We start from the raw sequence: 13,683 nt of genomic DNA, 5'->3' as shown, positions 1-13,683 counted from the left end.
GCAAGGGAAATACGTGATCTATAATAACTTTTATCTGAAATTGAGTTTTTATCTTATTATCTTATTACTTAACAATTATAAAATAGCATCGTCTTGATTTTCTGGTAGTGCCTTTATAAAAGCAGGTAACTGGTTACAACGCTCAAAAATAGCATTAATAAGCGGAAATGCTGACATATCTACTTTAAAACGATTGGCATTGTAAACTTGTGGAACAAGACAAAGATCAGCAATAGTGACATAATCACCATAGCAGTATTTTCCTGAAACCTTTTGTAGTTTTTCTTCAAAGGCAGCAAAACCAATGCTCATCCAATGATGACTCCAGGCTAATTTATCTCCATCTTCAGCACCTAATGTATTAACGAGATATTGTTGTACTCGTAAGTTAGTCACCGGGTGTACTTCACAGGCGATATCTAAGGCAAGTGCTTGCACTTGTGCTTTAGCATAAATACTTACGGGATAGAGCTGTGGTTGAGGGTATTTATTATCAAGGTAATCAAGTATTGCCATACTTTGATTTAGTACCAAGTCGCCCTCAACTGTCTCATCAATTAACGTTGGAACTAAATGAGTTGGATTAAGTGCAATATAAGCTGCACTGTGCTGTTCACCGCCATTGTTAACTAAATGTACGGGTACAGATTCACAATCAATATTTTTTAAATGCAAAGCAATTCTTACTCGATATGCGGCGGACGAACGCCAATAACCAAAAAGTTTCATTTTATATCTCTATTTGTTATCTGTATGAGTTATTTATATTTTAACGGTCTTTTTATTGATGTCATATTCACGTAATTTATTTGCAATGGCGGTATGGCTTAATCCTAATTTTTTCGCTAATTGTCGAGTACTTGGATAAGCCGGATATAGTTTTCTAAGTAAATCAGCTTCAAAACTCTTAACCGCTGCATCTAAAGTTCCTTCAAATTCCTTTTCTAGATAACCATGTTCACGTGTATATGCAGGTAATTGCAGATGAGAGGTCATCACAATACTGCCTTCCATTAATGATACCGCACGAATTAATACATTTTCGAGCTGGCGAACATTACCTGGCCAGGGATAATGTTCGATAAAATCACGACAGTCATCTGACATAGTGACAATCGTTTTACCAATATGTTGACCAAATTTGACAATAAAAAATTCAGCCAGAGGAATAATATCCGAACGTCGGTCACGCAATGAAGGTATATTTAGTCCAAGTACATTTAAACGGTAGTAAAGGTCTTCTCTAAAATCGCCGGTAGAAACCATGCTAAGCAGGTCACAGTTGGTTGAACTAATGATCCTGACATTAACCCTTATCTCTTGCTCGTCATTGACGCGACGAAAAGTACCATCTTGAATGACACGCAGCACTTTAGTTTGTAATTTAGGTGACATCTCCCCCACTTCATCTAGAAATATGGTGCCACCGTCTGCTGATTCAAACAAACCCCGCTTAGCTTTATTTTCGCCTTTTGAACCCGCGCCAAAAAGTTCTGTTTCTGCATCATCATCGGGTAATGCTGCACAGCTTAAAGTCATAAAAGGTTTGTTACTGCGATCACTCGCGGCGTGACAAGCATGAGCTAAAAGTTCTTTGCCCGTGCCCGTTTCACCGACAATGAGCATTGAAGAGTCAAGGAGTGCCATACGTTTTGCTTCACGAATAACTTTACGCATCGAGCCACTACTTGCTTGTATACCGGCAAAATTATTTTCATTCGCTTGTTTAAAGGCACTTATTTGTTGGCCTAAACGTGCTTCTGATTTTAAAATTAATACCGCACCCGCTAAAACAGGGATACCGCTTTGATCAGTCACATGGATAGGCATGATATCAGCCACAAAGTCATCATCTTGAAATTTTAAGCGACGCGTTTGAGCAAGGACTTCATCGGCATCTAACCAGCGACTAAAGTTAAAGCCTTTTAACCAATTGCCAACATTATCGCCAATAATTTCATGATCTTTACAGCCCATAATACTGGCAGCTACGGTATTTACAATACGGATATCACCTTTTGCATCAATAGATATAAAGGGATCAGGAAAAGTTTTAATCAGCGTAGAGAGTTCATTACGCTCACGTTCAGAGGGCATAAAAGGTGTTGTTTTTACATCATTCACACCTTCAATTAAACGTAAACGCGGCATAAAGGTTTGTAATTGGCTAAATTCTAAGTCAGGTATGTTGATAAAAATTTCGCCGGGCTGCTTTAGTTCGATGCCACGTAAATTGATTTCATGTTCAACAAATATTTCTAATACTTCTCGGGCAATGCCGACTCGATCGCAACAAACAATTTCTAAACGCATTTACCTTACCTTAATAGCCAAGTATTCCTGTTTGCTATTGTAAACTAATTTGTACAACAAAAAAAAGCCCCCTGAGGTAGGAGGCTGCTATTATCTAATGTAAGCAAATATTACAAAAGTTTGTCAGTTTTTGCTGCACAAATAAAATCATTACGGTGTAGCCCTTTAATAGCATGTGTCCACCAAGTAATTTTTACTTTGCCCCACTCTAATAAAATCGCTGGATGATGGAATTCTTCTTCGGCTAATGCAGAGACTTTATTTGCAAATGCCCATGATAATTTGTAGTTCTTAAATTTATACTCACGTTCAAGCATCATAACCCCGTCACGCACTTCAGGGATCCAGTCTGGTATTTGTGATAAAAGTGCCGGTAACTCTTCATCACTCACTTGTGGCGCGCCAACTTGGCATGCTTCACATTTTTGTACAGATAATTGCTCAGTCATTATTTTTCCTTAACTCACATTGTTAATTTCTTTTGCTGGAAACTTCGCTGGGTGTAAGCCTAAGGCTTGTGCTTGCTCAACCAACTCCATAATATCAGCCACTTCATATTTTCTTAAATCATCTAAATCACTTACTTTATTCAGCATATAATAAATAGGCTGCATAACATCTATTCGATATGGCGTTCTTAATACATCAAGTATGTTAAGTTTTTCACGTTCAACAATATCGCTTTCAGTCGCGTGAATGGTTTCGCTCGGTGAAGACAAAATACCACCGCCATAAACTTTAATCCCCTCAGGGGTATCTAACAAACCAAACTCGACGGTAAACCAATATAAACGAGCTAAAAAGACTCTTTGCTCTTTAGTCGCATTGAGACCCATTTTTCCATAAGCCTCAGTATAATCAGCAAACGACTTATTGGTTAATAAAGGACAATGACCGAATATCTCATGAAAAATATCAGGTTCTTGCAGATAATCAAACTCTTCTCGGCTGCGGATAAAAGTAGCTACTGGGAATTTTTTTTCTGATAACAACTTAAAAAACGCACCAAAACCAATTAATGCCGGTACAGGCTCGCACTGCCAACCTGTTGTTTCTTTTAGTACTTTACTAACTTCTGCCAACTGTGGAATTCGGTCATGTGGTAAATTTAATAATTTTGAGCCAAATTTATATTCGTCACACGCTTTGTTTTCAACACATTTTAATTGACGAGTGATCAATTCCTGCCAAACGCTATTTTCTTCATCTGACCAATGAATGTGACCATTTTCATCAGCAACTCGCGAAATATACTTCGTCGCCATCCCCATGATATTACCTTATTTTAATTTTTATCATTATACACTCACCAATGAGTGAGTCATGTTCTACAATGATAATAAAACAAGCTAGACGGGAAAAATACCAAACGCTAACTGACTATTATTTAACCAGACAATAATAACGTATAGAAAAAATTACAAAAATGTAAATGCAAAAACAATAACAAATAAAATCAATAAGATAAAAACAACTTATTTAGGCCTCGTAAGGAATAAAACTACCTTATTAATAATTTTTTGACCTGGCTAAGTATTTTTTTCCTCACTTGAGCTGTTTTAGGGGTGTTTTCTTCAAAAGGAATGGGTCGACAAAGCTTAATAGTCTGAATACCCAAGCGTGACGTTAACATACCCGCACCAAGTCCTTGTGCCATGCGCGCAGATAACTTACCTAATAGCTCAGCACCAACCAAGTCAGCTCCTAAATCAATGACTAACTCACTCGCGCCGGCATAAGCCATATTAACAAAAACTTGTTTAATTAATTTTATTCGACTCCAGTAGCCAATTTTTAAACCATAAAGGGCGGCAACTTTGTCAATCATCCGTAAGTTTCGCCAAAACATTAGCATCATATCAACAAGTGCAATAGGACTTAAAGCAACTAATACTACGGCTTCTGTTGAGAACTTAGCTACCTCATCCAAGGCTTTTTCGTCAACTTTTGAGAGCACTTCACGCGAATATAATTGCAGTAACTCTTCATCGCTGTATTCCTCTTTGACCAACGAGTGCCAGCTTTTTTCATGCTCAGACATCAAATCACAAGGTAAATTTGCTGAAATGCTTTCACATAAGGCTTTTACGTCAATATGTCGAGGGGAAGCTAAATCGGTTGCTAATATATCTTTCGCTTTTGCTTGTGTACTTTGCTGGCGTTTAAATTGTCTTAATGCTGAATACTCTCGTATGGCCGTTGAACCAACAATAACTGACAAACCAAAGAGCAGAACACCATACATACCAGCTAAAATAGGAGATTGGGCAAAGCCCTGTTGAAAAAAGGTAAATGTTTCTACCATAACAACGCCAGCAAAAACAGTGCCTAAAACCCGCCATAACCAACGAGGCTTTGTTTTTTCCTTTGGGTTATCATCATTTAGATACCCTTGCTTAATTAACGATAAATCTTCTGATGCCTGCCAATCGTCATTACCGACAATAACTTGTTGGCCATTTGAAGGTAAATGACTTTTCTTTATAGTTAACTCATCATTTTCAAAAAGAATTTGCTGTTGATATTTTTCATCGAGTTCATTCATCTATTTTATCTCCAAGCAAAATGGTATTACTTGCTTCATTCTTATATTTATCAAGGTCGATCATTTCATTTTATCACCAAGTAAAAACTGCATCACTTGATCCATACGCAGGTGTGGTAGGCATTCATGTTGTCCAATCGGATCCATTGGAGCAAAGCTAATAAAATTAAACGTCTCTTGCTGCCAATAATCTTGTTCGGGTAATTTATTCGGCACCGCACCTGGAAAAACCGTAATTAGTTCTCCATTTTCAGAGCGTTTGCCGCGAAGCACAGGAATGTCTTGCCCCTGGTAACGACTCGTTCCTGCTTGTGTCGTTTTAACAGAAGCTAGCGCCAGTGTTTTCATTTCAATAACATCATAATTTAACTGATGTTTAGTTTGATAAACAAGCTGGTCGAGTAATCTGACTAAGTTATGGTGTTGCTCTGGCGTAACATGGTCAGCTTTGGTTGCAGCAAATAATAACTTATCAATTTTTGGCGCAAACAAACGAGAAAACAAACTGCTTTGACCATAGCTAAAGCTTTCCATAATCATGGTCATTGCCGTTTTCAAATCAGCAAAACTCTCTGGGCCGTTATTTAAGGGGGTTAAACAGTCTGCTAATACAATTTGTCTATCGAAATTAACAAAATGCTCTTTATAAAAAGCCTTAACAACACGTTCTTTATATTCAATAAATCTTGCTCTTAGCATACCGATTAAACAGTCATCACTGGCATTTTGATAAGCATTTTTATCCATTTTTTCAAAAGCAGTGAAAGGAAAAAATTGCAAGATAGGCGCATCGGCTAATTCTCCAGGTAAGATAAAGCGTCCGGGCTGAATAACCGACAAACCAAGTTCGTGTCGAAAGTGTAATAAGAGCTCAGTATATTCTTTTGATAAGTCAGCCAACCTTTGTTCATCGACCTTGGCAAAGGGATCTATTTGATTCACTTTTTCTATAAAGGTTTCTGCTGATTTAAACCTAGGTTCGGTAAGCAATAATGCTGTTGTTTGTTGTGACCACTGCTCGAACGTTTGATTTAACATCGGTAAATCAAGTAACCACTCTCCTGGATAATCAGTAATATCTAGGTATAAAGTTGCTGTATCACTGGCATATTTCAACAATGACTCTTTGGGCTTATAACGAATAGCAAGTCGCATCTCACTAATACCATGGGTCGGCTCAGGCCATGTTGGTTCATTTTGTGAAAAAGCTGACATTGCTTGGTCATATTCAAAACGGCCAATGTGTAAATGCTTTTGAGGCACTCGTTTAGCGGCAATGAAGCGCCCTTGATGAACAACATTAAAAAAACCAAGTTGTGAATTATTGCCTTCATTAACGAGTTGGTTGACTAAAGAAGTAATAAAGGCTGTTTTACCACTACGGCTAAGACCTGTAACGGCCAAAGTAACGTGTTGGTCAAGCGTTCGATTTAATAAATCACTCGCTTTTTGCTTTAATTTATTCAGCTTTATTTTATTTATAAATGCCATGAATTATCTTACTGAAAGTTATAATAATATTTAATGGTTACACTTAATCACAAAGATAAGTCGTACGCTTAACTATTTATTAAGTGAACAACCCAAAAAGGCGGCAAAAGCCGCTTTTAAATTTTTTATTGATCACAACTTATTGATTTCTCGAGAAACAGTAAATTCAGGTGAGGTAACATAATGCTCCATCGCTCGAACTTCCCTTTCTAGGGATTTAAATTTATGCCTAATATCCTGAAAAGCTTGTTTAGGTGGCTCTCCAGATTGCCAAATACGCGATTTCACCTTAATAGACTCAGAAGAAAGTTCTTCTTCTGTGTTCATGGTAGCTGATGCATATTGTGATTGTGCTGGTTGTGGTTTTTTAGTGGTAGCGCCTGGTTTTTTATCTAAAATAAACCAACCAGCAATATAAATAACGACAAACCAACCCATACCTAGCAAAACACCCGAAACCACTAGGATACGCACTAACCATGTTTCCCAGCCAAAGTAATCAGCTAGACCAGCACAGACGCCAGCAATTTTTCCTTGGGTCGAGTTTCTGTATAATTCACCACGGCGCTTGTCTGTCATACCTTGCTTCTCCAGTCAGGTGTTTCAGCATCTAAAATAGCTTCAAGCGTTTTAATTCTATCGGTCATTTTATCCGCTAATTCAGAAAGTTCAGATAATTGCTTGTACTCTTCTTCACTAAAACCTTGGGTTATCTGGCGCTTACTTCGGTAATGTAAAATTAACCAAATAGGGGCAACTAACAACATAAAAATGATGACAGGAACCATTATAAGTTCTTCCACAGTACTTCTCCTTATAAGTTATTCAACACAAACTGAGTTATTTAGTTTTTCTTATCTGATTTCATTTTAGCTTTTAATTGCGCTAATTCATCATCAATATTTTCATCAGACTCTAAATCAGAGATTTCATCTGCTAATGATTTGCTCCCTAAATCAAGTGACTCAACTTGTGATTCAATATCATCAATTTTACGTTCATAACTGTCAAAGCGACTTAGTGCGTCATTAACTCGACCACTATCGATATTCTTTTTAACTTTTAAACGAGACGTCGCTGTTTTTTCTCGCATGATAATTGCTTTTTGTCTTGCTTTTGCATCGGCTAACTTTTCTTGTAACTGAGAAACTTCACTTTGTAATTTAGCAATATGATCATCAACGTGGTTCAACTCATCTAAAAGTGACAGTGCATTCTCAGCACACTTTTTCTTTTCAACGAGCGCCGCTCTTGCTAAATCTTCACGGCCTTTACTTAAGGCTAGTTCAGCCTTTTCTTGCCATTGTTGCTCATCTTTTTCAAAACGAGTCGCTTGACGAGATAAATCTTTCTTATCCGCTAAAATTTTAGCCGATGACGAACGTACTTCAACTAAAGTATCTTCCATTTCTTGAATGATCAACCGTACCATTTTTGCAGGATCTTCTGCTTTATCTAACAGGTTGTTAATATTCGAATTAATAATATCTGTAAACCTAGAAAAAATACCCATAACAACTTCCTCATTCAATAATTTAATTTAATGTTACTTATATTCTTTATTCATGTTTTGCGCCAAGTTTTACTATTAACTTAACTTCATGTTTTAAATAAAGTTATTATAATTAAAAAAAACACTTCAAACCTGGCGATTAATAAAATACACTATTTGTTAGTGAAATAAACCAATTATTAGGTCAAGTAATGTCGCGTTTTAATCAAAAGGATAATCTTCTTGGACAAGCAAATAATTTTCTTGAAGTTTTAGAGCAAGTATCACAAGTAGCGCCTTTGAGTAAACCTGTGCTTATAATTGGAGAAAGAGGAACAGGTAAAGAGCTTATTGCGGCTCGGCTTCATTACTTATCTAAACGTTGGGATCAAAATTATTTAAAGCTTAATTGTGCGGCATTAAATGAAAACTTATTAGAAACAGAATTATTTGGCTATGACAGTGGTGCATTCACCGGCGCAAGTAAACGTCATGAAGGTCGTTTTGAGCGTGCGGACAATGGCACCCTCTTTCTTGACGAAATAGCCAATACCACGGGGTTAATTCAAGAAAAACTCTTAAGAGTCGTTGAATATGGTGAGTTTGAGCGTGTGGGTGGCTCAAGAACTATTAATACCAATGTGCGCTTAATTGCCGCAACCAATGAAGACTTACCTACCTTAGCCGATGCTGGTGAATTTAGAGCAGATTTACTTGACCGACTTGCTTTTGATGTTATCACTCTACCACCGCTTCGAGAGCGAATTGAAGACATCATGATGTTAGCTGAAAGCTTTGCGATTAACATGGCGCGCGAATTAGAATTTGAGCTCTTTAGCGGTTTTACTGAAAAAGCGAAACGTGCCATGCTTGAATATCATTGGCCTGGAAACGTACGAGAATTAAAAAATGTTGTCGAGCGTAGTGTTTATCGTTGTAATAACCCACATTTACCCGTGCATGACTTAGTCATTGACCCATTTGAGTCCCCTTATCGACCTTCTCAGCGCATTAAAACCCAAGACAGGATATCGGTGGTAGCGCCGAGTGTTGATAAAGAGAAAAACGAAGAAAAACGTCAAGAAGTAATCCATCAACAATTGCCCGTTAGTCAATCATTGGTCTTCCCTTTATCATTAAAAGACCTTTCTCAGGATTATGAGATTGATTTGATTCAGTCTGCTTTAGAAAATTGTCAGTATAATCAAAAGAAAACTGCCGACGCACTCAAATTAACCTATCATCAACTAAGAGGTTACTTGAAAAAGTATAACTTATTAGAAAGTGCAGTAGATGAAGGGTAGTTGAGCTATATGTCGATATTCGCTGTTAAAAAACATTTTTTGAAGATAATGATATTGCCATTTTTATGTTGGATGACGGCATGTGATATTGATAATGATCCCTCATTAAGTGACCATAGTATTGTCTATTGCTCAGAAGGCTCTCCTGAAAGTTTTAATCCGCAAACGGTTACCTCTGGTACCACCATTGATGCTACTTCTAATCAACTCTATAACCGATTAATTTCATTTAGAGGCGAAGAAAATACTATTGCTCCGTCGTTAGCAAAGTCATGGCATGTGACACGTGACGGTAAAATGGTTACCTTTTATTTACGCAAGAATGTTGCCTTTCATCAAACCGATTATTTTACCCCAACACGTTTTTTTAATGCCGATGACGTACTGTTCAGTTTTAACCGTATTTTATTACCTAAGCACCCTTTTCATCAAGTTTCGGGTGGAAAATACCCTTTTTTTCAAAGTGTAAGTTTTTCAAATGTCGTTGAAAGTATTGAAAAAATCAATGAATACACGATACGTTTTAAGTTCAAATACGCAGACAGTTCAATTTTGGCTAACATTGCCAGTGACTTTGCCGTCATATTATCAAAGGAATATGCTGACACCTTAGTGTTAAAAAATATTAAGCGAGAAATAGACACGCTGCCCATTGGCACGGGTCCCTTTAAACTAAAAGACTATCGTCCCGGCTCCTATATTCGCTATGCCCCCCATAAAACGTACTGGGATCAACCGAGTACTTTAGAGCAGCTTATTTTTGATATAACGCCTAGTAATACTGGGCGATTAACAAAATTATTAGCGGGTGAATGTGATGTAATTGCTTTTCCCATTGCTCATAACAAAATAAAAAGTAAACCTGAATTAGAGCTACAAGCAGTGACTTCTTTTAATGTCGGTTATCTTGGTTTTAATGCCCTAAAGCCACCTTTTAATAATGTAAAAGTACGTCAAGCGGTTGCATTAGCCGTTAACAAGCAAGCCATTATTGAAACTGTCTATCAATCTAGAGCGGATATAGCACATAGTTTATTACCTACAACCTCTTGGGCTTATGATAAGAATACTTTACCGCAAACATTTGACTTAGCTGAAGCTAAAAGATTGCTAACTGAGGCTGGCTTTCCTAATGGTTTTACTATGAATCTCTGGGCGTTACCGGTACAACGGGCATATAATCCAGACGCGGTTACTATGGCTAAATTAATTCAAGCAGATTTAAAGAAAATAGGTATTAATGTGTTAATTGAAAACTCTCTCGATATGGGCTCTTTTCTTGAACAGCTGTCAAAAGGTGAGCATCAGAGTGTCTTATTAGGCTGGTCAGCGGATCACCCAGACCCAGACAACTTTTTTACACCACTGTTGAGCTGTTCATCGGCTAGGAGTGGTAATAACAGAACATTTTGGTGTCATAAAAAGTTTGATAACTTAATACAGCGAGCATTAGAAACAACAAATGTGGCACAACGTAAAAAATTTTATAGCCAAGCGTTGGCGATTATTTCAACTGAAGTACCGTTAATTCCCATTGCCCACTCTAAACGATTTCAAGCAAGGAAAAATATTGTTAAGGGTGAACTATTATCTCCCTTTGGTGGTATCGACTTTAGCAGGGTGAGTAAAAACTAATATGCTAATATTTACTCTACGCCGCCTAAATTTATTCATTTTCACCATGTTTCTACTGACTTTACTGTCTTTTAGTTTGAGCTTTTTATTTCCTGGTGAGCAGTTAATCAATATTTCTGGGCAAATCAATGCGACACCTAAGCAGTTGATCGTTTTAGCTGAGCAGTATCAAACAAATAATAATATTGCTCAGCAATACTTTGCGTATATAAGTCATCTTTTCCAGGGAGACTTAGGTATTTCAATGGCCAGCCAATTGTCTATAAGTAACGAGATCATGCGCTTCTTACCAGCGACAATTGAACTGACCTTAGTGGCACTTTTTATTGCTATGGTCTTTGGCATTCCTATTGGCTTTATTGCCGCTATTAAACACCGTAAAGCTACCGACAATATTATTTTAACTATTTCTATGCTGGGTTATTCAATTCCTGTTTTTTGGTTAGGCTTACTAGCGATTCTTATTTTTTCTATCCAATTAGGTTGGTTGCCATCAGCAGGACAGCTTAGCTTAGTGTTTGAAATAGAACATGTTACTGGCATACAGTTTATAGATATTTTATTAAGTGACAGTCCTTATAAATGGCAAGCTTTTCAAGATGCCAGCGCACATATATTTCTGCCAGCGTGTGTTATCGCCCTTGCGCCTGCGACCATTTTTGTGCGCTTAGCTCGCACAGCAATGATGGATGTGCTCGACAGCCAATACATACGGGCAGCTAAAGCAAAAGGGCTAAGCTTTAAACAAATTATTTATCATCACGCGATACGAAATGCTATGGTGCACGTTATTCGTGATGTTGGCTTACAGTTTGCTAACTTAGTAACTATTGCCATGGTGACTGAAGTTATCTTTAGCTGGCCAGGCATCGGCCGATGGTTAATAGAAAGTATATTTCAGCGTGACCACACATCAATTCAAGGTGGGCTTTTAGCGCTTTCTAGTTTTATTTTTATTGTGCATATTGTCATCGATTTTATCTATGCAGCACTTAATCCTTTAGCAAGAGAGAGTCGAAATGGCGCGTGATAAAATATACTTAGAGGAAGAGTTTCCTTCACCGTTACTGCAACTTTGGCATAATTTCAAAGTAAAACCTGTAGTGATGATAGGTTTTAGCTGTTTTATTTTCTTAACAATTCTCGCTTTATTTGCACCTTTTATTACCCCTTATACTCCCGTTGAAAATCACTTAGATTTTTTATTACTGCCACCAGCATGGCACGAAGATGGTAATGTCAGTTTTTTATTAGGCACCGATAATTTGGGTCGTGACATGTTGTCTCGCTTAATGCACGGCACGTCACTAACTTTTGGCTTAAGTTTTGTTGTGGTGCTTATTTCTTTAGGTATTGGTGGTGTTATTGGCTCGGTATCAGCTTTAACATCAGGAATAAAATCAAGCTTTCTTAACCATTTTCTTGATGTGATTTTATCTATCCCTTCTTTATTACTGGCCATTGTTATAGTTGCTATCTTGGGGCCAGGGTTGAGTAATACCTTATGGGCGATTATCATCGTGCTCATTCCACAGTTTGTCCATATAACCCGTAATGTCGTTACTCAAGAGTTCAGAAAAGACTATGTACTGGCTTCACGATTAGACGGCGCAAGTTCATTTAGAATTTTATATTACTCTGTTTTCCCCAATATTCTAGAGAAATTAATTAGCCAAGCAACGTTAGCCCAGTCTGCTGCGATACTTGATATTGCTGCATTAGGCTTTCTTGGATTAGGCGCACAAATTCCCATGGCAGAGTGGGGGGCGATGCTAAAAAACGGTATCGATTTATTCTATATTGCTCCGTGGACGGTTTATCTGCCTGGTTTGGCGATTCTTTTTGCCGTGGTGGCAACTAATTTAGTTGGTGAAGGTATGAGACACGCCCTTAAAATCAGTAAGGAAGCTTAATGAACCTTCTCGACATCAGAAATTTGTCTATTGTGCTAAAATCAGCGACTAACCCTATTTTAGCGGTTGACCGTGTCAGTTTAACCATGAAAGAGGGTGAAGTTCGTGGTTTAGTTGGAGAGTCTGGTTCAGGAAAATCTTTATTGGCTCAAGCTATTATTGGCGTACTTGATGAAAAATGGCATGTCGACGCCGATAGGTTTCACTGGCGAGGAAAAGATTTAATGCGCTTATCTGTTGATGAACGTAAAGCCATTATTTCAAAAGATGTCGCGATGATATTTCAAGAGCCGATGGCGTGCTTAGACCCAACGATGACCATAGGGATGCAACTTACCGAGGCGGTTGATGGCGAACAATTAACGGGTTATTTTTGGCAAAAAAATCAACAACGTAAAGAAACCGCGATTAGTCTTTTACATAAAGTCGGTATTAAGCAGCATAAAATTTGTTTAAAAAAATATCCTCATCAGCTTAATGAAGCGTTATGTCAGCGAGTCATGATCGCCATGGCACTCGCCAAACGCCCTATTCTCCTCATTGCAGATGAACCAACTACGGCAATGGAGAGTACCAATCAAGGCCAAATTTTTCGCCTATTGGCGAGTTTAAATCAATTAAAAAACATGTCGATATTATTGATAAGTCATGACCTTGAGAATGTCACACATTGGACAAATACCATTACGGTAATGTACAGCGGACAATTTGTTGAAGCGGGTACCACTAAGCACATATTTGAACAACCGTTTCATCCCTACACTCGAGCACTGGTTGATAGTAGCCCAAAATCAAATAGTGGCTTGCCAGCAAAATCACGGTTGATGGCGCTACCCGGCAGTATTCCTATTTTACAACATTTACCTATAGGTTGCCGATTAGGCCCAAGATGCCCTAGAGCTCAACAGGCCTGTGTTGTAGCACCTAAGGTAACAAACTATCATGGCCATCAATTTAGCTGCCACTTCTCGCTAAAGGGAAGTTATTAAT

At 37.8% G+C, this 13,683-nt stretch carries 14 protein-coding genes; 5 read left to right on the top strand and 9 right to left on the bottom strand.

Annotated features, from left to right (window positions below; all coding sequences use genetic code 11):
• Nucleotides 1-75 precede the first annotated feature (75 nt).
• The 9 genes from maiA to pspA all read right to left on the bottom strand — a co-directional run bounded on the left by maiA (nt 76) and on the right by pspA (nt 7,862).
• Nucleotides 76-729, bottom strand: a complete 654-nt coding sequence (maiA, locus tag H4J67_RS03560) for a maleylacetoacetate isomerase (RefSeq protein WP_182202884.1) — start codon at nt 727-729, stop codon at nt 76-78.
• 33 nt (nt 730-762) lie between these two features.
• Nucleotides 763-2,313 carry a transcriptional regulator TyrR gene (gene tyrR, locus H4J67_RS03555; protein WP_182174532.1) on the bottom strand — a complete coding sequence of 517 codons (1,551 nt, stop codon included), beginning with the start codon at nt 2,311-2,313 and terminating at the stop codon, nt 763-765.
• A 110-nt stretch (nt 2,314-2,423) separates the two neighbouring features.
• Nucleotides 2,424-2,762 carry a 4a-hydroxytetrahydrobiopterin dehydratase gene (locus H4J67_RS03550; protein ID WP_070374100.1) on the bottom strand — a complete coding sequence of 113 codons (339 nt, stop codon included), beginning with the start codon at nt 2,760-2,762 and terminating at the stop codon, nt 2,424-2,426.
• A gap of 9 nt (nt 2,763-2,771) precedes the next feature.
• Nucleotides 2,772-3,584, bottom strand: a complete 813-nt coding sequence (phhA, locus tag H4J67_RS03545) for a phenylalanine 4-monooxygenase (RefSeq protein ID WP_070374101.1) — start codon at nt 3,582-3,584, stop codon at nt 2,772-2,774.
• A gap of 230 nt (nt 3,585-3,814) precedes the next feature.
• Entirely contained in the window at nt 3,815-4,858 is a 1,044-nt protein-coding gene (locus tag H4J67_RS03540; RefSeq protein ID WP_182202882.1) for a YcjF family protein, read from the bottom strand.
• Between the two features lie 60 nt (nt 4,859-4,918).
• Nucleotides 4,919-6,349, bottom strand: a complete 1,431-nt coding sequence (locus H4J67_RS03535) for a YcjX family protein (protein ID WP_220463282.1) — start codon at nt 6,347-6,349, stop codon at nt 4,919-4,921.
• Nucleotides 6,350-6,481: 132 nt separating this feature from the next.
• The gene (gene pspC / locus H4J67_RS03530) at nt 6,482-6,928 is read right to left on the bottom strand and encodes an envelope stress response membrane protein PspC (RefSeq protein WP_182174526.1); all 447 of its coding nucleotides are present in this window, start codon (nt 6,926-6,928) and stop codon (nt 6,482-6,484) included.
• Nucleotides 6,925-7,137 (bottom strand): envelope stress response membrane protein PspB, encoded by a 213-nt coding sequence (gene pspB / locus H4J67_RS03525; RefSeq protein ID WP_070376993.1) that lies wholly within the window; start codon nt 7,135-7,137, stop codon nt 6,925-6,927. Before pspB ends, pspC begins: the two co-directional genes overlap by 4 nt.
• Nucleotides 7,138-7,193: 56 nt before the next feature.
• Nucleotides 7,194-7,862, bottom strand: coding sequence for a phage shock protein PspA (pspA, locus tag H4J67_RS03520; RefSeq protein WP_070374104.1), 669 nt, complete (start codon nt 7,860-7,862; stop codon nt 7,194-7,196).
• 191 nt (nt 7,863-8,053) lie between these two features.
• Between pspA and pspF the strand changes: the two genes are divergently transcribed.
• From pspF to H4J67_RS03495, 5 genes are read left to right on the top strand one after another with little or no spacing between them, the layout of a single operon-like run.
• The gene (pspF, locus tag H4J67_RS03515; RefSeq protein ID WP_182174523.1) at nt 8,054-9,145 is read left to right on the top strand and encodes a phage shock protein operon transcriptional activator; all 1,092 of its coding nucleotides are present in this window, start codon (nt 8,054-8,056) and stop codon (nt 9,143-9,145) included.
• Nucleotides 9,146-9,154: 9 nt separating this feature from the next.
• Complete coding sequence (locus tag H4J67_RS03510) at nt 9,155-10,780, top strand: ABC transporter substrate-binding protein (RefSeq protein ID WP_259368471.1); 1,626 nt, start codon at nt 9,155-9,157, stop codon at nt 10,778-10,780.
• A 1-nt stretch (nt 10,781) separates the two neighbouring features.
• A complete protein-coding gene (locus H4J67_RS03505) occupies nt 10,782-11,810 on the top strand; it encodes an ABC transporter permease (RefSeq protein WP_182202881.1) in 1,029 nt (342 codons plus the stop codon).
• Complete coding sequence (locus tag H4J67_RS03500; RefSeq protein WP_182174517.1) at nt 11,800-12,693, top strand: ABC transporter permease subunit; 894 nt, start codon at nt 11,800-11,802, stop codon at nt 12,691-12,693. Before H4J67_RS03505 ends, H4J67_RS03500 begins: the two co-directional genes overlap by 11 nt.
• Nucleotides 12,693-13,682 (top strand): oligopeptide/dipeptide ABC transporter ATP-binding protein, encoded by a 990-nt coding sequence (locus tag H4J67_RS03495; RefSeq protein WP_182174514.1) that lies wholly within the window; start codon nt 12,693-12,695, stop codon nt 13,680-13,682. Before H4J67_RS03500 ends, H4J67_RS03495 begins: the two co-directional genes overlap by 1 nt.
• Nucleotide 13,683 lies beyond the last annotated feature (1 nt).

Source organism: Colwellia sp. BRX10-4 (assembly GCF_014077465.1).
Taxonomy (GTDB): Bacteria; Pseudomonadota; Gammaproteobacteria; order Enterobacterales; family Alteromonadaceae; genus Colwellia_A.
Note: the sequence above shows the minus strand (reverse complement) of the source record. Positions and strands in the feature narration are given on the sequence as shown.

Coding starts and splice junctions, on each gene's coding strand:
- tyrR (WP_182174532.1), bottom strand. CDS start 2,313: ATGCGTTTAGAAATTGTTTGTTGCGATCGAGTCGGCATTGCCCGAGAA.
- phhA (WP_070374101.1), bottom strand. CDS start 3,584: ATGGGGATGGCGACGAAGTATATTTCGCGAGTTGCTGATGAAAATGGT.
- H4J67_RS03495 (WP_182174514.1), top strand. CDS start 12,693: ATGAACCTTCTCGACATCAGAAATTTGTCTATTGTGCTAAAATCAGCG.
- pspB (WP_070376993.1), bottom strand. CDS start 7,137: ATGGTTCCTGTCATCATTTTTATGTTGTTAGTTGCCCCTATTTGGTTA.
- H4J67_RS03550 (WP_070374100.1), bottom strand. CDS start 2,762: ATGACTGAGCAATTATCTGTACAAAAATGTGAAGCATGCCAAGTTGGC.
- H4J67_RS03510 (WP_259368471.1), top strand. CDS start 9,155: ATGTCGATATTCGCTGTTAAAAAACATTTTTTGAAGATAATGATATTG.
- pspF (WP_182174523.1), top strand. CDS start 8,054: ATGTCGCGTTTTAATCAAAAGGATAATCTTCTTGGACAAGCAAATAAT.
- H4J67_RS03505 (WP_182202881.1), top strand. CDS start 10,782: ATGCTAATATTTACTCTACGCCGCCTAAATTTATTCATTTTCACCATG.
- H4J67_RS03535 (WP_220463282.1), bottom strand. CDS start 6,349: ATGGCATTTATAAATAAAATAAAGCTGAATAAATTAAAGCAAAAAGCG.
- pspC (WP_182174526.1), bottom strand. CDS start 6,928: ATGACAGACAAGCGCCGTGGTGAATTATACAGAAACTCGACCCAAGGA.
- H4J67_RS03540 (WP_182202882.1), bottom strand. CDS start 4,858: ATGAATGAACTCGATGAAAAATATCAACAGCAAATTCTTTTTGAAAAT.
- maiA (WP_182202884.1), bottom strand. CDS start 729: ATGAAACTTTTTGGTTATTGGCGTTCGTCCGCCGCATATCGAGTAAGA.
- H4J67_RS03500 (WP_182174517.1), top strand. CDS start 11,800: ATGGCGCGTGATAAAATATACTTAGAGGAAGAGTTTCCTTCACCGTTA.
- pspA (WP_070374104.1), bottom strand. CDS start 7,862: ATGGGTATTTTTTCTAGGTTTACAGATATTATTAATTCGAATATTAAC.